Raw genomic sequence first — 20,643 nt, 5'->3', positions numbered from 1 at the left:
GAATTTTGTACTTTTTTACTAATGATGATGAAACTGAAAGTGTTTTAGTTCTGTTTGCATTTGTAATGCTGTCTGCCTCCAAGCTTGGGCTTGACGAGCTAATAAATCTCTTTCTGCCTGAAGCTCATGGAACCGATTTGATAATTGGGATTGATTGAGGTTTGCCATGATGAATTCCAGGCGATTTTTGATTTTTACACCTACGGTTTTAGGGCTTAATAAAGACCGAATTTCTTGAGATGCTATTTTTCCTACTTTCTGAGCTTCCTGATAATTTTCAAATACAGACTTCATTAGAGACGCAGCATGATCTATATCAGGTTCCGCCCAGACGCTACCTTTCGGGTAAGCTCCATAATCTTCAGTTGTTGTCACCAGTTCGTATTTAACCGGAAAACTATTGCCAACATTCATAAATTCCATATTTGATGAATAGGCGGTGGCGATTACTGGTTTGCCGTAGTACATCGCTTCCGACATTGTTAAACCGAAGCCTTCAGCCCGATGCAGAGATACATAACAATCACAACTATTAACCAAAGCATGAATCTCTGCTTTTTGCAAATGTCCGTCTATAAACTGAAGGGATGACCAACCTTCAGCCAAATCAATTAATTCCTGTCGCCGTTGCGGAAAAAGATGAGCATTGGCAAACTTGAGCACGAGCAAAACATCTTGATTTGATTTACCAAAAGCTCGTTTAAATGCCTCAACAGTGGCAAAGGGATTTTTCCGTTCAAAGGAACTGCCAAAGTCAAACATGAATAGAAAAATAAACTTATCTTTAGGTAAATTGAGGTTTTCTCTGGTTAATAGTGGTTGGGGGAAGGCAAGGCTCACAGGAATTTTGAGTACAGGAACTTGGGAGACAGCGGAAAATGCTTCTGCACAAAAATTACTGGTAGTCCAAATTTCATCAAATAAATCAAATGCCCATTGCCATTCACTCGGAAATACTGGCAATTCCCATAACCAGACACCTATATTGTATTTGCCTTTGAAATATTCAGAACCAATACCGGGAAAGTATCCAGCTAAAATCTGTTCAACCCAATTCGGGTTGGTTTGGACTATATTGATTGGATAGGGATTATCGTTGGAAAAGTTTTGATAACTGGTATCGGAGTTGGGTTGCCCACCCACCTTTAAATCGGTGATAGCAAAGGGAATTTTAGCTGCTTCCATTGCTCGGAGAGTGCCTCTAGCTGCTTCGCCTAGCCCAAAATCACCAGTTATATGACCTGCTAAATTTACACCCAAAGAATTATTTACTTGATGATTTAACATTCGTCTTGTTTTTTGCTTTCTCAATGTTTATGAATAGGCTTTCACACTATTTAATTTCTACCCAATTAAGTTTAATTTTGGGTTGATTAGGTATTTGGTAGAAGAGTGACTAATTTATTAAAAATTAGCCTTTTGGGTCTCCACCATCATTTTTACTACATCGTGCATTTTATATTTGGCCTGCCAACCTAACTTTTCGTTCGCCTTAGCAGGGTTGCCTTTGCCCAGTGCAATTTCTGTCGGTCTGTACAAACTGGTATCTATGACTGTATGTTCCTCCCAGTCTAATCCCAAAGTGGCAAAGGATTGAGCAACAAATTCTTTTAAGGCATGGCTCTCCCCAGTAGCAATTACATAATCATCGGGTTCTGACTGCTGCAACATCAGATACATTGCTTCCACGTATTCGGGTGCCCAACCCCAGTCCCGCTGTACAGAAATATTACCCAATTGCAGCTTTTCTGGACTACCCGCCGCAATCCGGCAAGCTACTGATACAATTTTTTGGGTCACAAACCTGGCTGGTCTCAGAGGAGATTCGTGATTAAATAGGATACCAGAACAAGCAAACAAATCGTAGGCTTCTCGATAGTTGGCGACTTCCCAAAATGCTGTTGCTTTGGCAACTGCATAGGGACTTCTGGGGTGAAAGGAGGTGCTTTCGTCGGCGGCTTTGCCTCCGGTGTCGCCGAAACACTCACTAGAGCTGGCATTATATAATTTAATCTTGCCCCCTGTAAACCGAATTGCCTCTAGGAGATTCAGTGTCCCGGTGGCAATGCTTTCTAGGGTTTCCACTGGTTGCTCGAAGGACAGTCCCACGGAAGTCTGACCTGCTAAATTGTACACCTCATCTGGCTGGATTTTGGCAAGCACTTGCAAAACGCTGCGAAAGTCATTGAGGGACATGGATTCTAGCTTTACTGAGTCGCGGATGCCTAAGCGGGTGAGGTTGTTGAAGGTTGACATTTGGGCATCTCGCGATGTGCCACAGACTGAGTAGCCTTTTTCGAGGAGCAATTTCGCTAAATAAGCTCCGTCTTGGCCGGATATACCACAAATTACTGCTTTTTTCATAGAATTGCCTCTAAAAACTCTCTGATGACTGCCGCCTGTTTGGTGCTTGCTCAGTTTAGTACATATGCAGGCACACTGAAGCCAGATTTTGGTAGTTGACTTGACATTTGGATCAAGTGTTCCCTAGTATATTTGACGATGCGTAAATTTGTTTCAAGTCAGGAACTTTGCTAAACTGCGTATAGTCTGGTATCGTGTACAAAGTGTGAAATTTTAAACTATCTATACTTTATAGATTTTATCAAGTCAAGATAGTATTAAATTTTTATTAATTCCCTAAGCTTAGGTTGTAGGCTGGGATTTAATTAAACCTAAAAGACAGCCCAAGTCAAACTGAAAATATAACTAACATTAAAAAAAAATTAAGTGAAATGAATAAAAATGAAACTGCGACGCTCTATTTGAGTAATGGAAATCAATTTTTAGAAGAAGGTAATTTGGAGGAGGCGATCGCCGCCTACCGTCTTGCCATTGAGCTAAATCCTGACTACTCTTGGTCTCACCACAATTTAGGGGAAGCTTTAGCAAAAGTATGTCAATTTGAAGCAGCGATCGCAGCTTTTCGTCGCGCCATAGAACTTAACCCGGATTTTTCTTGGAGTTACCATCACTTAGGGGATGCCCTAGCTCAACAGGAACAGTGGGAAGAATCGGTTATAGCCTTCCGTAAGGCGATCGAACTTAATCCCCAACATTTTGGGACTTACGTGGGGCTAGGTAATTGTTTAGCAAAAATGGATCAGTTGGATGAGGCGATCGCGGCTTACCGGCGCGCCAGTGAACTTGAGCCAGAGGCCGATTGGATTCAGTATAGACTTGGGGAATTGCTGCAACAGCGAACTCAGTTGGATTTGGAAGGGGCGATCGCTTCTTACCGTCGAGCAATTGAGTTAAATCCTGATGACGTGAAAGCTTGTCGCAAGCTCTTAGAGATTCAGCAAGCGATTAAATTAAACCCTGATGATGAGAGGACGTCGCCAAGTTTAGCAGAAACGTTGCAAAAGCCAATGGAGTTAGATTTAAAAGAGGCTGTAGCAGCTTATCATTATGCTATTAAATTCGCCCCCGATCAGGTAGATCCTTACAACAGATTAGGAGAACTTCTTGTTAAACGAGGATACTTAGAAGATGCCATATCTTTATGGCGAAACTCTTTGGGGGTATGTCCTATACTAAATAGAGAAAATACATTTTTGAATACACTGGAAGGAATAAATACATGGCAGATTAAGCCTGAAGAAATTACGTTAATTTCTGGTGAATTAACAGATTCATCTAAAGGCCAACAGTTAGTTAGTAAGTCGGGCAATCAGGGACAAATTGGCTACGGTCCTTTTATAACTAACTTGCCAGATGGTTTATATAAGATAAACATAGACTTTGATTGGTTAATTGAGGAAAATTTAACTGATACCGTTCGAGAAGCTGAAGGTGGATTTAAATATGATTTGACGGTCACTAGAGCGAGTGTAAGAGGTGAGGTAATTTATCATGACATAGTTTCTAATGCCTATAAGGAGCATACATTTTTTATAGATTTGCTGAATGCCAAAGATTTAGAAATAAGGTTTATAGCAACGGGTTTAGGGTTTGCTATAAACTTGATAAAAATAACCCAAGTATATCACCCTAGCAACAACAGTTATGGTGTTCAGTATTACCAAGACTTAGGTAATAGCCTTAAACAGCCTGGCAAAATTGATCGTGCTATACTAGCGCTCCATCGTGCTTCTCAATTAAAGCAGCAAAATACCACCATAGTTGACCAGGAAGAATGTAACTCTCTAACGTATGCCAGAAAGCCTCGCGTTTATGACTGTTTTACCTTTTTTAACGAAATAGATATTCTAAAAATTAGAATAGAGGAATTAAAGGATGTCGTAGACAAATTTATTTTGGTGGAAGCAACAAAAACTTATAGTGGACAACCAAAGCCTTTATACTATAAAGAGTTTATTCATGAGTTTGCTGAATATCAAGATCGCATAATTCACTATGTTGTCGATGATATGCCAGAAGTCCAAAATAACGATCGATGGCCTCTTGAAATTTATCAAAGGGACTGCATTGGCTTGGCTTTGATAGAACTGGAATGTCAGGATGAAGATATCATTTTAATTAGTGATGTTGATGAAATTCCCAGAAAACAAAAAATAGAAGAAGTAGCCGAATTACTTTTGAGCAATGAATTTGTAATCTTTGTTCACGACATCTATTATCACAATGTTGACAATTTAGGTAGTGAGTGGTGGTGTGGGACAGTAGCTTGTAAGTACAAAGACTTGTTAGGACGAACACCTAATCAAATAAGACGATCTGATGCGGGTATGTGTGCTGAAAATGTTAAAGCAGCATATATAAACGAAAATAAAAAATTTGAACATCCCTACCTATTTAAGGGGGGATGGCATTTTACTTGGTTTGGGAGTCAAAAATCTCATACATATAAAGTTCAAAGTTTTGCACATTCAGAAGCAGACCATTCAGAAGCACAAGGAATAAAAAGATTAAAGTATGATGTTTGCAGACAATCCTTAGAGGATTTATTTTGTGGAGATCATTCTTATGATATTGAAAATATAAACTCTAAAGACATTCCTCAATATCTTAGAGAAAATGCCGATAAGTATAGACATTTTTTTACTGCCAAGCCAACGCCAGTTAAGCAAATGTTAACTGAACTTGAAGAGGCTAAATCCGAAGACAAAAAAAGAGATATTTGGCGGCAGCTAAATTCAGAGTTAACTAAAGTTAATGATTTAGAATGGGCTATATATCAATGGCGAAAAGCTGTAGAAATTACTCCAGAATTCAATAAAGAAAGCTGTTTTTTAAGTAAGCTGCAAGGAATAAATACATGGCACATTTCACCCGAAACAATCAATCTGATTTCTGGCACATTAGTAGCTAGTCCTCAAGGTAAGCAATTGATAAGTGCGCCCGGAAACTATGCAGAAGTTGGCTATAGTCCTGGCATAAATCTACCTGATGGTTTATATCGTATCAAAATCGACTTTAGTTGGCTAGAAGATTCTCTTAAATTAGCGAATCAAAATGACCAAAAAGTAGGGTTTAATCTTGAATTTACCATTAATCAAGGTTGGGTAATTTATCAACATGAAATTCATCGGTTGCAAGAACCACTTGAGTTATTTATAGATTTAATTAATGCACAAGATTTCTCCGTTCGCTATTGGGGTAAAGGCATAGGTTTTGCCATTAATTTTGTTGCAATAAGTTTGTTGGTTGAACATGGGAACGATCGAGATGTCAGTTACTACATAAGCTTGGCAAAACATCTTCAAAAAAAAGGTGAAACTGATGCTTGTCGTGCCTACAAAAAAGCCGTAGGATTAAACTTAGAACGGTATTTAGCTGAAACCATTGCCAACAATCAACAACAATCAAATTATCTAGACATTTATGATAAAATTTGGCAAACATTTAACCAGATAACTCCTTTAGAACAACAACAACTGGATTATCCAACAAAAATAAATCAAGATAAAGTATATAAATATTTTAGTCAGACTAATTACAGGGTAATGGTTTTAGATCTCTTAACTAAGCCAGATATTGAATATTTGGAAGCTATTGGAGTTAATTTAGGCAACTTGATGGTGAATAGGGAAGATAAGTTTGAGTGGGAACAACTATACATCAAAAGTTTTCAAGAATCGTCTCACGATTTGCTAGGAAAAATTATCCTACAACCTGAGTGCTATCAACAAAGCTTAGTAGAAACTGGTTATATGTATGCTGTTTGTCCATTTAGTGGGAAGATTTTGCGTTCTAACCAGTCATTTGTAATCAATCATGCACAGAATCCTGTAAAAGAAAGAGGGCATGATTTACAAGGTTTTGTTTATCGCTTTGTTGGTCAAGAAGTATTTTACTTAATGGTTGGTTTCGTTCATGGAACAAAATTGCTTGTCTACATTCCTAAAAAGGAATTAATCATACATTTCCACCCTCATTTAGTTCATTTTGCTCCACAAGCCAGCGTAAACCTACTTAAAAGTTACATGGTAGGAGCTTGGTCAAAAGTAATAAACTATATATCAACGCCTGATAAACAAGTAGTCGATGTTATAGGTTTAGGCTTCAATATAGGACATTATTTGTGGCAAGACTTAGCAGGTATTCATGTTCTGATAGAGAATAAAATCCAGCATAAACTTGATAAAATCCTGACAGGGCCTGGGGACTACTTCAGTTGCCGGGAAGTTTTCCCCGAGATTTCTGCTGACAAATTCATTGAAGTTGAAGATGTTTGGGATGTTTTTACAACTGTATTGGATAATAATTATGTTGCTTTTAGGGTCAATGGTATATTTATTAACGATCAATTAGTAAAGAGAGTAGGCGATGCTTCCATAAAAAAATGTAATCAAGATTTTTTGACAGAAGTGAAACAAGCGAAGAAATATTTTCCACTTCTCGGTGTTCAAATTCGCACCAGTAGTAGGGTATGGCTAGGTCAAGCAGAAGGAATAGCGAATATTATTACGAAATTATATTCAGATTTTCCGAATTTGGGAGTTGTGTTTGATGGATGGAGTCTGACAGGAAAAGAGGATTCTCTAAGTACGAGCTGGTCTACAATTGAAAAGGAGAAAGCTATAATGGAAGAAATACTTGCTCTTATCCCTCCTACTATCAATACATATAGTGCGATCGGTGCCACCACTTACGAAACTGTGGTCTGGGCTAAGGCTATAGATTTACATATATCACCAGTGGGAGCAGGACTGATGTATCCAGTATGGATAGGTCACAAACCAGGGGTGTTGTATGCACACACTCAAATACTCAATGAGTATGGAAAATACTATGCGACATCAAATACACCAAATTTGGAAAAAATATTGCCACAACTATTGATACCAAATGATAGTATCGTTGATTACTCCGACTTTAACTATGATTGTGATTGGCAGGCAATTTATAATGAAGTAATTAAAATAGTAAAGCAGTTGAATGAGGAGGAAAAATAATCATCTGATAAAGACTCCTAGGAGAGGGGTATTGACTCTTGAACCCTCCCCTCTCAGAAAAACTCTTAAGGTGGGTCTAACCTCTTCTAAAGCTTCCTTTTTTTCAAGGAGATGTCAAGCATTTCTTTAAAGAATCCGCAACATAATAGACTTGCTCTTGAGTGAGATTCAGTGCTGAAGGTAAATTTATGCCAAATGGGGATAGACTCAAAGATACCGTATTTTGAGGCTGAGGTTCTGGTAAAACTCCTTGGTACGCTGGTAGAGTGCTGAGGGGATTAAAGAAAGGTCTAGCATCAATACCTTTTTCCTTGAGCCGCTCAATTAACTCGGGTTTTTGAACTCCCAACTTTTCATCCAGAATTGCTGTTACCATCCAGTAAGTATTTTTTACCCCCTCTGCCTCATGGTTCAGATTTATGCCAGAGAGACCGCCTAAAGATTCTTTGTACCAATCAAAAATCTGACGCTTGCGGATGACCAACTCTTCAATCCGCTCAAGTTGAGCTAACCCCAAAGCTGCTTGCATACTGCTCATTTTGTACTTGTACGCCACTTCCGTATTCCAAAACATTTTACTGTGGGGATCTCTGCCGTGATCCCGAAGGAAAAGGCAACGTTGATATATATCGTCGCTGTCTGTTACCAACATCCCCCCTTCACCAGTCGTCAAAGTTTTGGAACCATGAAAGCTAAAGGTACTCACTTCACCAAAACTACCAGCTTTTCTACCCTTATACTCAGAACCGATCGCCTCTGCTGCATCCTCAATGACAGCTATACCATGTTTTTCTGCAAGTTCTAGAATCGCATCCATATCTGGCATATTGCCATATAAATCGACAATGATCACTGCCTTGGTTTTCGGTGTAATCCGATCGGCAAAAGATTCAGCACACAGACACCAAGACTTTTCATGAATATCTGCAAAAACAGGAGTCGCACCTACATAAGTAATAGGTGCAGAAGTTGCTATCCAAGTAATATCAGGAACAATCACCTCATCTCCAGTTCCTACCCCAAGAGACAGTAACGCTAAATGTAGACCTGATGTACAAGAAGGTAAACTAATCGCGTATTTTCGTCCCACATAAGCCGCAAAAGCTTTCTCAAATCGATCGTGGTATATATTAGCGTTGTTGTACCAAGCATTAGTAACAGCATCAGTCACATAGTCAATCTCTTTCTGAGTGATCCAAGGGCCAGCAACAGGAATGCGTTCCATTTTTTTAATTCTCCACACACTTCAGGTAACCGTCAGGTGCAACAGTAATAAGCAATTTAGCTTCGATATTTTTGTCAATTTCAAAACGTTTATTCGTCTTGAGAAATTCCCATACTGCTGTTTTAGGATTGTTGCCTTTTCCCCAAGGTCTATCTTGGAAAAGATTATCAGGCATATCTTCGATAAGTGTATCAAATACGACCAAGTAACTGTTTTTAGTGACCAGCGAAGAGTAAAGTTGCAATTCCTTCAAAACATGATCGTGGGTATGATTTGAATCCAGTAAAACTAATACTGTATTTTTGCCTTCAGCAAAATCATAGACCTTCTGTGCTGTTTTTTCATCTATTGAAGACCCCTCTATCATTGCGATCCGTTTAAACATAGAATGACTTTCTATTTCTACACGATTGTGTTGTCGAATGTCAATATCCACCCCTAAAATTTCACCATCTCCGCCAATTAATTCCAGCATTGAAGCATAAAGTATTAAGGAACCTCCATGAGCTATTCCTGTTTCAATAATCAAATCCGGCTTAACTTCCCAAATAATTTCTTGCATTGCCATGATGTCTTGAGGAAATTGGATTATTGGTCGTCCCATCCAAGTAAAATTATATGGATACTTGTGAGGCGAGATTTCTCGAACCCAAATCCGGGAGAGTGCTTGAATATCCTGATCTGCTTTCAATCCTTCAATATTAGTAGCCACTTGGCTGAGAAATTTTTCCATCTCGTTCATTTGAGAAACTCCTTCCAATTTATAGTTGTTGGACTAATTATTTTACCACCTTCTTGACCCATGTTTGCAATTAAATCTAAGACAGACACATAAGGTGTAAAACCGCCATGTAATTGCGGGTATGCTTTCTTTTGGTAATTCATATACTCCACATTAACACCCTCTCCTTCAAATAATTCGTGATCGAGATAGTTTCTTGCCCCATGACCAGTTACATAAGTTGTCCCTTTCAAATATTTGACAATCTCCAATACTCTCTGATCGCTTTTTCCTTCTATTCCTAGATATGAAGAGTATAAAAAATTTGTATGATTACCTATTCCCAAATATCTACATACAGTTTCTATACTTGCTATAGCTAGTTCTGACAGATCAGTATAATCATTATTGTAAACTTGCTCAACTAACTTAATCATATCATTTTTATATGGAGCTTTAGCATAGGACTGAGAAAGAAAAGCAAGATGGGAAGCACGCCATTTTTTTTGACTTAGCTCAACCTCTCTAATTTCTTGTCCGAGAGTCAAGTTTTGCAAAGGTACTGTTAACCATTGAGAACCTTTATTAGTTTTAATTTGGACTCGATTAACAAAACTTCCTTTGGAGAATTGAACGTCGTTATAATGAACATATATATCAGCCAGTTGAATCTGTTCAAACAAGCCAACCCAAGGAAAAAACATTGGCTGAGAAATTACTATTTTCATGTTGATTATATCTTTAACATCTACCACTTAAATCTAAAAACTTTTCCATTAGAACAATATCGGAAAAATTCCCTTGATTATAAAAATGTTTTTGATAACAACCTACTTTAGAATACCCTAATCTCTCATAAAGACTTATAGCATTCAGATTGTCAGCAAGCACCTTTAAAATTATTTTTCTGATATTAAATATTTCTTCCACATATTTTTCTAAAACTTGAATAGCATCTTTTCCATAACCCTTACCTTGTGATGATTGTACCAAACAAATTCCCAACTCCCCAAAACGGTTAATAAAATCCATGTTGACAAGTTGAATATATCCACAAGGATTATTATCAGTTTTTGTGGCAACAATGAAAAACACTGTTTGAGGGTTATTTAGATGATTTGTTAGCCAGTCTTTAACTCTTTGGATTGTATTTGCCTTGGGAAAAGTCATCAACTTAATTTGTAAATCTATATCATTTCTAATCGAAACAAGTAAACTGATATCTGATTCCCAGGGTTCGCGCAAACATATCATATCTCCATTAAGCATAAACACCTCCTTTAAAGATAAAAGTAGTTAAAATTGCAATCTTTCCAAAACTCAATCTGTTCTATGCTTTTAACAGCAGTCGCTGGATTCAGAGCCACATATATAGTATCAATATTTTTGCTAATCTGTTGAGGATCGACAATTGGCTTATCCAATAATAACTTACCTTGTAGATAAGGATTACGATCAATAAAACACTCTATTTTGCCAATATCTTTAAGACATGATGCAATAAAAGTACCGTAAAATCCTGATCCGTATATAGCCGAGGCTGAATTTTTTGTATGCTGCTCTTCAAATACGAGTATTTTTTCAGCAATATTTTGCCAGTACACAGCCATTTTGTTAACTTTTTTTTGGAAAAGATTTACCTTTTGCTTGTCTAAAAGAACAGATTTTTGCTCATCTGAATCCGAATGACGTGCTACTACTACAAAAGCTCCTGCATGAGATTCAGCATCAATATCAATTGAATCAAAACCCTCTTCTTTGAGTAAAAATTTTAAAGAAGTTTCGGAAAAATGATTAACATGATCGACCACTACGAAGTCAGCCGGATTAGTATATACATTGGGGATCACAAAATAGCACAAACCACCGGGTTTTAGTAGTTGGCTAATGTTTTTTAGCATTTCTTTTGGGTTGGCAACGTGTTCAAGAGCAAAGAATGAAGTAACTAAATCGAAATATCCATACCAATGTGGTTTGATTGTATAGGTTGCCCAATTCTCAGGCTTAACAAAATTTGCCCAAAAAGGAATATACATTTCACTAACATCAAATAAGTGGGGGATTATATCAGGTCTAGTTTGACCTAATTTTTTTAATGTTGCACTCTTGGCACATCCGTAGTCAAGTATTTTAGCGTGCTGAGGCAAAGATACTTTATCAAGAAGCACTTTCACTTGATGATCGATCCTAAATATTTTTTGCCCTTCAATGACTTTATATAACTGATCTTCCTCTTCTGAATCAATCAAAATCTTATATATCGTATCATAGTATTCTTCCAAATTAGTTATTTCAGTTGTTTGAAGATGACCACAGTTTTCGCAGAAAAATACCTCTGTCTTTTCTGGATATATTTGACACAAAGAAGTGATAGATATATTTCCTGTAGAAACATATACTGGTTGCTTAATAGAGTTTTGACAAACATTGCATTTAGTCATTTTATTTCTCCTTTTGTGCTAGTTAATTTAAAAACAATTCAGGATGTACGTTTTTGATATTTGTAGCTGTAGCAAAAGAACCAGGCCAGCCTAGTTTAATTCCTGTAGAATCATTAAAATTAAAGTAGCGCATTTGCATTGACCATCTTGATCGTTCTCCTGTATTCAATCCCGATCTATGTATAGTAAGAAAATCAATAATAATCAAATCTCCAGGATTACTTTCAGGTGATACACGCTCATAACGATTAATTAAATTTTCCTCATTTTCTAAAATTAAAGCATAAGCACCTGATTTTTCTGGATTTTTTGGATCTTTAGTATGAACTCTTACTAAACCATCATGATGCGATTTAAGACAAAAGTCAACAGGCCCCAAAGAATAAGTAACTGGAACTAAACTACTCCAAAATACCAGTCCATCTAAACTACGAAATTGTGCAGGATAATCCTGATGCCAAGGAGCTCTATACTTTTCCTCACAAGGATTGTCAATGCGAATACCATAACCTCCAGCAGCAATACCGGGTAGATTAGTTTGTCTTAGTTGAGAAAGTAGCTTACAATGAGACTCAGAAGCTACCAGCCTTATAAATTCAGGAATTTGCTTAATAGCATCGTATATTTCTCCGCCTATTTTGCGGTCGAAATTAATTAAATCTAAATAACCATAATCAAAAGTATCAGGAGAAAATGGCAACTGATTGATTGGTAATTGATATTTGTGAATGACAATTCCAATTATTTGATAAATCCTATACTGGATGGGTTCTATTTCTTGTTCAAGGTTGTAAAAAGACTTGACAATAAGTAAGCCATTTTGATTAAATTCGCTCACTTGTTGTTCAGTTAACAAATTATTATTTCCTTTGATCAAAATAAACAACTCCCTTGATTGAAGTAAAATTCAATAACCTTTTAGCTCAGTGATAAACAGATTGGTTATTTCTATTAAAGGATAAGATTTATCCTTTTCGGAAATAACTAAATCCTGTTTAATCAACCATTCTACCTTAAAATCGGGGTCATCCCATCTTAACCCAGTAGCCGACTCAGAATTATAGAACTCAGACATCTGGTAAAAAACTTCTGTATTATCTACCAAAGTCTGAAACCCATGAGCCATTCCTTCAGGAATATAAAGCATTTTCCGATTGTCAGCAGTTAGCTCGACCCCAACCCACTGCTTAAACGTCGATGACTCTGAACGCAGATCAATAATGACATCATAGACCGCACCCATTGTACACCTAACCAACTTCACTTCTTCGTGCGGTTTAGCCTGGTAGTGCATCCCCCGCAAAGTACCTTTTTTCAGATTAAAAGAAATATTGCACTGCACTAGGTTAGGATTCAAACCATGTTCGGCAAACTCCTTTTGACACCAACTGCGAGCAAAAAATCCCCTCTCATCTGTTAGGGGCTCTACCTCAATAACATAAGCTCCCTTAAGTTTCGTTTCAGTTAATTTCACGCGATTACCTCCACTTGAGGAATCAACACCACAAACTTACCTCCCCACTCGCGGATATAATCCATCTGACTTATTATCTCATCCTTAATGTTCCAAGGTAAGATAGCCAAATAATCTGGCTTAGTCTCCCGAATTTTATCTGGATTATATATCGGAATCTGAGTTCCCGGCAAAAACAAACCTTGCTTGTGCGGGCTTAAATCCACCGTATAATCAATCAAATCCGTGCGGATACCGCAATAGTTCAGCAGCGTATTAGCCTTCGCCGGTGCTCCATAGCCCACAATTGATTTGCCCTGATTTTTGGCATCAATTAGGAAACTGAGCATTTGCCGTTTAGTAGACTTAACCTGTTCGCCAAATCCTACATAAATTTCAAGTTGGTTGAGCCCTGCTTGAATTTCTTTTGCTTTCAATTCCGTGACGCGATCGCTAATTTTTCCATCGACCTCACTATGCCTCCCATAAATCCGCAGAGAACCCCCATGCGTCGGTAATTCCTCCACATCAAACAAAGTTAAACCATGACTTGCAAAAACTTTCTCAACCGTCAACAGCGAAAAATAAGAGAAATGCTCGTGATAAATCGTGTCAAACAGATTGTCTTGAATTAGTTGCAATACATGAGGAAACTCCATTGTCAAAACGCCATTTGGTTTCAGGAGAATTTTCATCCCCGCCACAAAATCGTTCAAGTCAGGCACATGAGCCAACACATTATTGCCCAGCAATAAATCTGCCTGCTTCCCTTCTGAAACCAACTCTTTAGCCGTTGCTACACCAAAAAAATTGACTAAAGTTGGAATCCCTTTTTCCTGGGCCACCTTAGCTACATTTGCAGCAGGTTCAATCCCCAATACGGGAATTCCTTGCTGCTGAAAATACTGGAGTAAGTAGCCATCATTGCTAGCGAGTTCAATTACCTGACTGGTTTCGTCAAATCCAAACCTCTCCACCATCAACTCTGTGTATTTCTGAGCATGGCGCAGCCAAGAGTCTGAATAGGAAGAAAAGTAAGCATAGTCGCTGAAGATGCTATCTGGTGATTCAAACTCTTCTAACTGTACTAAAAAACAATTAGCACAGACATAAGTATGAAGCGGATAGAATTTCTGTGCACAATTCAGATGCTCTTGAGACAGAAAAGCATTCGCCAATGGCGACATCCCCAGATTTACAAAAGTATGCTCCAATGGGTGACTACAAAAACGACATTTAGATGGCACAGAATTAGCCCCCTTTAAAAATTTTGAGTTTTGAGTACCTTTAATCACAGGCTGATGAGACAGGGATTTTCATCCATCAAAAATTGCTCATACCACTCAATTGTTTCTTTCAACCCTTCTTCTAGAGGATATTTAGATTCCCAACCGAGCATTTTTCTCGCCTTATCTGCCGAAAGATACTGATGTTTAATTTCATTCTTAGCCCGATCCAATATGACTGGCTCTAAATGACTCTTACCCATCAATTTCAAAACATGATCTACCATGGCCCGCACAGAAATTTGCAGCTCGTTGCTGAAATTAAATGCCTCTCCCAAAATTTCTTTCCTGTCCATTTGCTCAGCCAAATGGAGATAAGCTAAAACCCCATCCTTCGCATAAAAATAGTCCCGGATAAAAGTGCCATCACTGCGGATGACTACTGGCTTATCGCGTAATGCCGATCGAATTGTAGACGGAACAATTCGATTAAAATTCAAGTCTCCGCCCCCGTAAAAGTTGCCGCAGCGAGTAATGCACACAGGCAAACCATAACTGACGTAATAAGCGCGACTGATTAAATCTGCACAGCTTTTAGAAACATCATAAGGATGTTCTCCTTGCAACGAAGTAGTTTCGCTATAAGGCAACACAAGCTGGTCTCCATAGGCTTTATCGCTCGATGCTATGACAATTCGACTCACACCTCCAACGCGGCGACAGGCTTCGAGAATATTCCAAGTGCCTTTAATATTAGTTTCAAAAGTTGCCAGTGGCTCTCTATTTGCAACTCCCACAATTGTCTGAGCTGCTAAGTGAAACACCGTATCTACTTCATACTCATTAATCGATCGTTCTACCGTTGGCAAATCTTCGACACAACCGCGAACGATATTAATTTGCCGATACCACTCTCCAGCATAAAGTCGAGATTGGGGTATCAAGTCACGGACTAATCCCGTTACCAAGGCTCCTCTTTCCAGCAACTCAGCCACTAACCAGTTACCCAAAAGACCTGTGCAACCTGTCACCAATACCGATCGATCGCGCCAAAATTCACTCATTCCCACACCCTCCAAGGAGCTTGTCCATTATCCCACAGTTCATTCAAATACTTATATTCACGGTAGGTATCCATCGCAAAAAAGAAACCTTCGTGGCGGTATGCCATCAATTGTCCTTGGGCCGCTAACTGCTCTAGTGGCTCTCGTTCTAAAAAACAATCATCCCCGCTCAAAGCCTCAAATATGCTACGGTGAAGTACCAAAAATCCCGCACTAGCCCAGCCATCTATTTGAGGTTTTTCGGTGAATTCCAGAACTTTGCCTTGGTTGTCCACATCTAAAATACCGTATCGAGACATCGGACGCACTGTACTAACAGTTGCCAGCTTACCATGAGCCTTGTGAAAACCCACCAGCGCCCCAATATCGATATCAGTAACTCCATCACCGTATGTCACCATAAAGGTATCCTCAGTAATGTATTTCTCCACCCGTTTCACCCGCCCCCCAGTCATGCTATCTGGTCCTGTTTCCGCGAGTGTCACCTGAAAATCTTGCTCGCGGTGTTCCTCGTGATAAGTAATCTGATTTTGGCGACCAAGACAAATAGTAAAATCATTATTCATCGCTTCATAATTCAGGAAATACTCCTTAATCATGTTGCCTTTGTAGCCCAAACACACAATAAAGTCTAGGAAGCCGTAGTGGGCATAGGTCTTCATAATGTGCCATAGAATCGGACGCCCGCCCACATCAACTAGGGGCTTAGGACGAAATTCTGTTTCTTCTCGGAGACGTGTCCCCAAACCACCGGCTAATATAACTACTTGCATTGTTTCACAGCTTTAAACATCATCAACTCTCTATTTATAACAGCGAAATCCTGGGAAGCGAACAGACTCACTAAACTCGCTTTCATGTATGCGATCGATCACATAACTTAAATTGGGAAAACTTGGAGCTATGCCATCCTTCATCTTTCGATAATCGTGATCGTGACTAATCACCCCTTGATCATTATAAGCGATCCATTCACCTAGATATTTTTTCAACCCACGGCGATTAGCCTTATACCACTCCTTAGCTGTTGGATATTCTGCTGCCATATTTTCAGCCCATAATATTCGTCTCAAACTCATTTGCGATCGAAACACCACCCAACCGAATGGCTGCAACTCCCAGTTATCCCTGGACAACGCACTTCCAGAATGATTTCCCAAAAGCCTACCACAATTTGGAGTAAGTTTTGCCATCGCCCCCAAGGAACTCAAGCCATCACCACCCACGAACATACCAGACCGCAGCCCCTCTCAGGATGTTCCCACAGCACGGGTATCAACAGACTCCCGATGTATCGGGCCTCAAGTGCCTGTTTGCCTCAGTCCCAAATTATAATACTTTTGCAAGAAAGAGCGTCCCATCCGGCTATTGAAAGCACTCGGCCCATAAGGTGTTGGCAGAGAGTTGAACTCCTGCTGTAAAATTTCGTCTTCTTCTGTGTACTGAAATTTTCCTTCTAGTCGATCGAGCATTTCCAGCACCAAGTCATTAATCTCCTCTGGCGTATTATCCACCACTTTAATGCCCCACGAATAAAGGAGTTTGCTGTTGAGGTTGAAAAAGAAGCGAGGCGCCAGTGCTTCTTCAAAGGTGAGATAGCGATTTTCAACTTCAGACCAAGCAAGTTTGGGGATGAATAAATCCTGATTCGACGCAGGACGCCCCGAGAGTGGCCAAGTGTTGGTAATAGCGCTGGGAACGCCAAATACCAAGGGAACACAGGCGAGACCTGAAGCACTTCCCAGGAAGAAGCGACAGGAAGTACACAGAAAAACATCCATCCAATCGCTTTTTGCGTCAGTGCGGGCGTAGTCGATCGCCTGTTTCATCGGTGGTAGCGGTTTCATGGTAGGGTCGCCCATGCGGATGACCCAGCCGCCGCGCGCTACGATCGACTCGATCGCGGCGGAGTAAGTATTAATATCAGCACTGCGGTGTGTAATCAATCCTTCTGCTCGAAAGCCATCTTCTCGAACGTGGAGACACACAAACCAGGCATTTTTAGGCACTCCGAGGTCTTGCAAACAGTTCCATCCCCGCTCATAATCAGAGGGCGATCGGACGAGCAGCGGCGGTTTGCTCTGTGTTTGCCACTGTTTTTGAACTGTTGAGAAGGCGTAGCCTATATCTACCATCTCTCCGCTGGCAAGTTTGATGTGGTAAAGGGTGTATTCCAAGCAGCGCATAGTCTTTGCTAATGGCAGCAGACGCTCAATCAGGGAGGGGTCGGTGATAATGTGGAGATAGCGTCGCCAGTAGTTGAGCAAACAGGGGTTGATGACTTGTTCGGGCGGCGCTAAAAGAATTGTGTGGTATTGAGGTCGCCAGCCAAGAATACCCATTTTTATATAAATATCTATATTGATAGCTAGGTGTCCGATCGCGCCTAACCAGGGCCAGCTTGTGAAATATTCCGGCGTTATGAAGCGGATACCCAAATTGCCGAGGGGATGCTTTTCAAGCTGGGAGTTATATCTGTCGATCGCACGTTCAGTAGAGCTGATTGATTCGTGTAATTTACCGACATCGTAAAAATTCCAGCTCCTAATCATGTGAGCTTCTACTAGCTTGAGGTAAGCTGCTGTCCAATCGGGTTTGAGGGCGATCGCTCTTTGGTAAATCTCAATTGCTTCTTCTAATTTACCTTGCTGTATCAGTAAGTTTCCGAGGTTAAAAAGTGCCTCTTGCTCTAAAGAGGGTTTATTTTGCTTTTGCTTAGCCTCATCTATTTCGGCTTGCTCTATCAATAAGTTGACAAGGTTAATATGTGCTTCTTCTAACTCAAAGTTGAGGGCGGTAGCTTTTTTATAGCTTTCAATTGCCTCTATTCGCCTGTTTTGCTGTGTTAATAGCTTGCCTAATTCAAAGTAGCTTTCTGCACTATCGGGAGCGTTTTCAATGGATTTACTTGTTTTAGCGATCGCAACTTCAAGCTGCCGCTGTTTGGTCAGGGTTTCTGCTAAATTGCGGTAGTCATCCTTAACTGATGGATTGAGCTTAATAGCCTGACTGTAACAATTGTCGGCTTCATCCCACCGCTGGTGTTGGGCCAAGGATTCCGCAGCTTGACAGTACAAGGCTGCTGCTTCTTCGCTACGGCCCTGTTTGCAGAGGACTTCCCCTAAATTAATGTAAAATCTATAAAAATCAGGGGAAAGCTCAATGGCACGATGGTAGGATGCGATCGCATCTTCCCACCGACAGAGTTTTGCCAAGGCTTCCCCTAAATTGTAATAAGACCAAACCGAATTAGGGTTGAGTTGAATAGCGCGATCGTAGGAAGTAACGGCTTCATCCCACCGATCGAGTTTAGCTAATGTTTCCCCTAAGTTGTGGTGAGACAAATAAAAGTTGGGGTTGTGATCGATCGCTTGGCGGAAAGACGCGATCGCCTCCTCTAATTTGCCTTCCTGCCTAAGTTTGTTGGCTGCTTGAAAATAGCTTGCTGTCATCATTTACCGAACTATCAATTTCTGTTGCTGATAACGAACCTTTCATCAACCCATCTAGAATACAATGACAGATGCACAAATGGGTAATTTCTGCAAATCCATAGGCCATTGTCGGGACAAAAAAGTTAATGTCTCCTAATTGACGCAGGGGATTATCTGGCTTAAAAGCTGATAGGGTGATGACGTGACAGCCCATTTGAGCTGCTTGACGAGCACCTGCTAGGATGTTGGCAGACTGTCCCGAACTGCTAATCGCAAATACGATATCTCCCGTTTGGGCAAAGGTGGCGATCGGTTTGCTAAAAACTTGTTCGTAGCCGAAGTCGTTGCTGATGCAAGTCAGGAGAGCACCGTCATTGAAGGCGATCGCCGGAAAGCCTCCATTTCGCCAGTAATCTATCGCCTGGTGACTGGCTACGGCTGCACTTCCGCCGTTGCCAATAAAAATTACTTTTTTTTGCTGTTGGCTTTGTTGAGATACCAAAGCTGCGGCTTGACTAATTGCTTCGGCAAAGGAAAGAGGCTGAGATTTTTTGTCAGTCGCTTCAAAACTTTCGCTTAAATTTGCAAGTTGGCGGAAGTAATCGGTGGCAAAGGGGAGTTGTGAGGGAAAGGTTTGCATTTATTTTTTCAGCTTTGGTATTAGTTCATGAGTCATATCAATTCCGGTTGCACCGTCAGTGATAATAACGGAGGACACGGCATTGCCGTTTCCCTACCCTGATTAATTGTAGGGACACTCCAAGATCCCATTGGTGTCAACTTAAGAGTAAAACCCTTAAGAAATCTCGTTTTTACCCTAGTCTAGATCCCCCTAAATCCCCCTTAAGAAGGGGGACTTTGAGTAGACTCCTGTCCCCTCCTTCTTAAGGGGGGCTAGGGCAGGGCTGTTTCATTCTTTGTAGGGGCGGTGCCAAGAGTGCCCGCCCCAATCTCACCAAACACATACAAAATCGTGGACGAAGAGGGTAGGCACGCACCATCCACTACCCCTACAAAACCATGATTTGTCTGAGAATGAAACCGCCCTGCCCCCAAGGGGGGGAAGGGGGACTTTGAGTAGACTCCTGTCCCCCCCTTCTTAAGGGGGGCTAGGGGGGATCGAAGTTTGATAGTTAAACAACAATCTCTGACTGAGTTTGAAGTTAAGTTGACACGAAGAAGGCTACTGCCGTGTCCTGACTGTGGGTTATATTAATTCCGATACTAACGGATTTGATATCATGCCCGATGTTAAATTTTTAGTGCTGAACTCCTGCCAAGCTGCGGTTAGTTCATCAGAGGCGATCGCCTCGACAACTTGTGGCAGCATCCGAGGGATTTTAGGCACTAACAGCACTTTAGTCAATTCCTCAAAGGTAAATAGTTGGAAGGCTTGCCCCTCCGTTAAGGTTAATTGGCTAGTCTGTACTGTCAAGGGAATACCAAAAATATAGGTGATGCAAGGTCGATCGGGTGCTTCCCAAGTTAGCAGGTATTTAGGTTCGGGCGGTATCCAGCAAAGTTCTTCTTCGATTTCTCGTTTCATCGCTTGGGCTGGAGTTTCTCCTTCATCAACAGTACCGCCGAACAGTCCCCAATGATTCGGGGCTATAATCTCAGGTATGTTGTCTCGCAGTTGCAGTAACAGGCGATCGCCTTGATAAATGAATGCTTTTGCAACTTGCAGATTAACTCGAGCGGCGGTGTTTTGAACCATA

17 protein-coding genes are annotated in these 20,643 nt (G+C 40.3%); 1 reads left to right on the top strand and 16 read right to left on the bottom strand.

The features are described 5' to 3' along the window. Positions 1-18 precede the first annotated feature (18 nt). Both ACBR23_RS12250 and ACBR23_RS12245 read right to left on the bottom strand, forming a co-directional pair. A complete protein-coding gene (locus ACBR23_RS12250; RefSeq protein ID WP_371119248.1) occupies positions 19-1,287 on the bottom strand; it encodes a glycosyltransferase family 4 protein in 1,269 nt (422 codons plus the stop codon). 117 nt (positions 1,288-1,404) lie between these two features. Next, positions 1,405-2,364, bottom strand: coding sequence for a GDP-mannose 4,6-dehydratase (locus tag ACBR23_RS12245; RefSeq protein WP_371119249.1), 960 nt, complete (start codon positions 2,362-2,364; stop codon positions 1,405-1,407). A gap of 371 nt (positions 2,365-2,735) precedes the next feature. Here ACBR23_RS12245 and ACBR23_RS12240 point away from each other — a divergent pair, with 371 nt between their 5' ends. After that, a complete protein-coding gene (locus ACBR23_RS12240; RefSeq protein WP_371119250.1) occupies positions 2,736-7,361 on the top strand; it encodes a tetratricopeptide repeat protein in 4,626 nt (1,541 codons plus the stop codon). Positions 7,362-7,464: 103 nt separating this feature from the next. Here the strand turns inward: ACBR23_RS12240 and ACBR23_RS12235 are convergent, their stop codons facing one another. The 14 genes from ACBR23_RS12235 to ACBR23_RS12170 form a co-directional block, all read right to left on the bottom strand. After that, positions 7,465-8,586: a DegT/DnrJ/EryC1/StrS family aminotransferase gene (locus tag ACBR23_RS12235; protein WP_371115400.1), complete on the bottom strand. Its 1,122-nt coding sequence runs from the start codon at positions 8,584-8,586 to the stop codon at positions 7,465-7,467. A gap of 4 nt (positions 8,587-8,590) precedes the next feature. Further along, positions 8,591-9,328 carry a cephalosporin hydroxylase family protein gene (locus ACBR23_RS12230; protein ID WP_371115401.1) on the bottom strand — a complete coding sequence of 246 codons (738 nt, stop codon included), beginning with the start codon at positions 9,326-9,328 and terminating at the stop codon, positions 8,591-8,593. Next, complete coding sequence (locus tag ACBR23_RS12225; RefSeq protein WP_371120917.1) at positions 9,325-10,062, bottom strand: WbqC family protein; 738 nt, start codon at positions 10,060-10,062, stop codon at positions 9,325-9,327. The genes ACBR23_RS12230 and ACBR23_RS12225 overlap by 4 nt, the downstream gene beginning before the upstream one ends. After that, positions 10,049-10,576, bottom strand: coding sequence for a GNAT family N-acetyltransferase (locus tag ACBR23_RS12220; protein WP_371115403.1), 528 nt, complete (start codon positions 10,574-10,576; stop codon positions 10,049-10,051). Before ACBR23_RS12220 ends, ACBR23_RS12225 begins: the two co-directional genes overlap by 14 nt. Before the next feature lie 11 nt (positions 10,577-10,587). After that, on the bottom strand, positions 10,588-11,748 hold the full coding sequence (locus ACBR23_RS12215; RefSeq protein WP_371119251.1) for a methyltransferase domain-containing protein: 1,161 nt from the start codon (positions 11,746-11,748) through the stop codon (positions 10,588-10,590). Positions 11,749-11,770: 22 nt separating this feature from the next. Then, positions 11,771-12,625 carry a phytanoyl-CoA dioxygenase family protein gene (locus ACBR23_RS12210; RefSeq protein ID WP_371120916.1) on the bottom strand — a complete coding sequence of 285 codons (855 nt, stop codon included), beginning with the start codon at positions 12,623-12,625 and terminating at the stop codon, positions 11,771-11,773. Between the two features lie 30 nt (positions 12,626-12,655). Continuing rightward, on the bottom strand, positions 12,656-13,222 hold the full coding sequence (rfbC, locus tag ACBR23_RS12205; RefSeq protein WP_371119253.1) for a dTDP-4-dehydrorhamnose 3,5-epimerase: 567 nt from the start codon (positions 13,220-13,222) through the stop codon (positions 12,656-12,658). After that, the gene (locus ACBR23_RS12200; RefSeq protein ID WP_371120915.1) at positions 13,219-14,448 is read right to left on the bottom strand and encodes a methyltransferase domain-containing protein; all 1,230 of its coding nucleotides are present in this window, start codon (positions 14,446-14,448) and stop codon (positions 13,219-13,221) included. The genes rfbC and ACBR23_RS12200 overlap by 4 nt, the downstream gene beginning before the upstream one ends. A gap of 44 nt (positions 14,449-14,492) precedes the next feature. After that, the gene (locus ACBR23_RS12195; RefSeq protein WP_371119255.1) at positions 14,493-15,491 is read right to left on the bottom strand and encodes a GDP-mannose 4,6-dehydratase; all 999 of its coding nucleotides are present in this window, start codon (positions 15,489-15,491) and stop codon (positions 14,493-14,495) included. Continuing rightward, positions 15,488-16,264, bottom strand: a complete 777-nt coding sequence (rfbF, locus tag ACBR23_RS12190) for a glucose-1-phosphate cytidylyltransferase (RefSeq protein WP_371115409.1) — start codon at positions 16,262-16,264, stop codon at positions 15,488-15,490. The genes ACBR23_RS12195 and rfbF overlap by 4 nt, the downstream gene beginning before the upstream one ends. A 30-nt stretch (positions 16,265-16,294) precedes the next feature. Next, positions 16,295-16,723: a DUF5678 domain-containing protein gene (locus tag ACBR23_RS12185; protein ID WP_371119256.1), complete on the bottom strand. Its 429-nt coding sequence runs from the start codon at positions 16,721-16,723 to the stop codon at positions 16,295-16,297. A 69-nt stretch (positions 16,724-16,792) separates the two neighbouring features. After that, a complete protein-coding gene (locus ACBR23_RS12180; RefSeq protein WP_371119257.1) occupies positions 16,793-18,946 on the bottom strand; it encodes a TIGR04372 family glycosyltransferase in 2,154 nt (717 codons plus the stop codon). Then, positions 18,906-19,565, bottom strand: coding sequence for an SIS domain-containing protein (locus ACBR23_RS12175; protein ID WP_371119258.1), 660 nt, complete (start codon positions 19,563-19,565; stop codon positions 18,906-18,908). The genes ACBR23_RS12180 and ACBR23_RS12175 overlap by 41 nt, the downstream gene beginning before the upstream one ends. 567 nt (positions 19,566-20,132) lie before the next feature. After that, entirely contained in the window at positions 20,133-20,642 is a 510-nt protein-coding gene (locus ACBR23_RS12170) for an NUDIX domain-containing protein (RefSeq protein ID WP_371119259.1), read from the bottom strand. Between the last annotated feature and the right edge of the window lies 1 nt (position 20,643).

Origin of the sequence: Microcoleus sp. (genome assembly GCF_041354475.1) — a bacterium.
Classification (GTDB): domain Bacteria; phylum Cyanobacteriota; class Cyanobacteriia; order Cyanobacteriales; family Microcoleaceae; genus Microcoleus.
Note: the sequence above shows the minus strand (reverse complement) of the source record. Positions and strands in the feature narration are given on the sequence as shown.

Bases quoted from the DNA above. Each gene is read 5' to 3' on its own strand.
- ACBR23_RS12195 (WP_371119255.1), bottom strand. From the start codon at position 15,491: ATGAGTGAATTTTGGCGCGATCGATCGGTATTGGTGACAGGTTGCACA.
- ACBR23_RS12250 (WP_371119248.1), bottom strand. From the start codon at position 1,287: ATGTTAAATCATCAAGTAAATAATTCTTTGGGTGTAAATTTAGCAGGT.
- ACBR23_RS12230 (WP_371115401.1), bottom strand. From the start codon at position 9,328: ATGAACGAGATGGAAAAATTTCTCAGCCAAGTGGCTACTAATATTGAA.
- ACBR23_RS12240 (WP_371119250.1), top strand. From the start codon at position 2,736: ATGAATAAAAATGAAACTGCGACGCTCTATTTGAGTAATGGAAATCAA.
- ACBR23_RS12170 (WP_371119259.1), bottom strand. From the start codon at position 20,642: ATGGTTCAAAACACCGCCGCTCGAGTTAATCTGCAAGTTGCAAAAGCA.
- ACBR23_RS12245 (WP_371119249.1), bottom strand. From the start codon at position 2,364: ATGAAAAAAGCAGTAATTTGTGGTATATCCGGCCAAGACGGAGCTTAT.
- rfbF (WP_371115409.1), bottom strand. From the start codon at position 16,264: ATGCAAGTAGTTATATTAGCCGGTGGTTTGGGGACACGTCTCCGAGAA.
- ACBR23_RS12215 (WP_371119251.1), bottom strand. From the start codon at position 11,748: ATGACTAAATGCAATGTTTGTCAAAACTCTATTAAGCAACCAGTATAT.
- ACBR23_RS12175 (WP_371119258.1), bottom strand. From the start codon at position 19,565: ATGCAAACCTTTCCCTCACAACTCCCCTTTGCCACCGATTACTTCCGC.
- ACBR23_RS12185 (WP_371119256.1), bottom strand. From the start codon at position 16,723: ATGTTCGTGGGTGGTGATGGCTTGAGTTCCTTGGGGGCGATGGCAAAA.
- ACBR23_RS12220 (WP_371115403.1), bottom strand. From the start codon at position 10,576: ATGCTTAATGGAGATATGATATGTTTGCGCGAACCCTGGGAATCAGAT.
- ACBR23_RS12180 (WP_371119257.1), bottom strand. From the start codon at position 18,946: ATGATGACAGCAAGCTATTTTCAAGCAGCCAACAAACTTAGGCAGGAA.
- ACBR23_RS12235 (WP_371115400.1), bottom strand. From the start codon at position 8,586: ATGGAACGCATTCCTGTTGCTGGCCCTTGGATCACTCAGAAAGAGATT.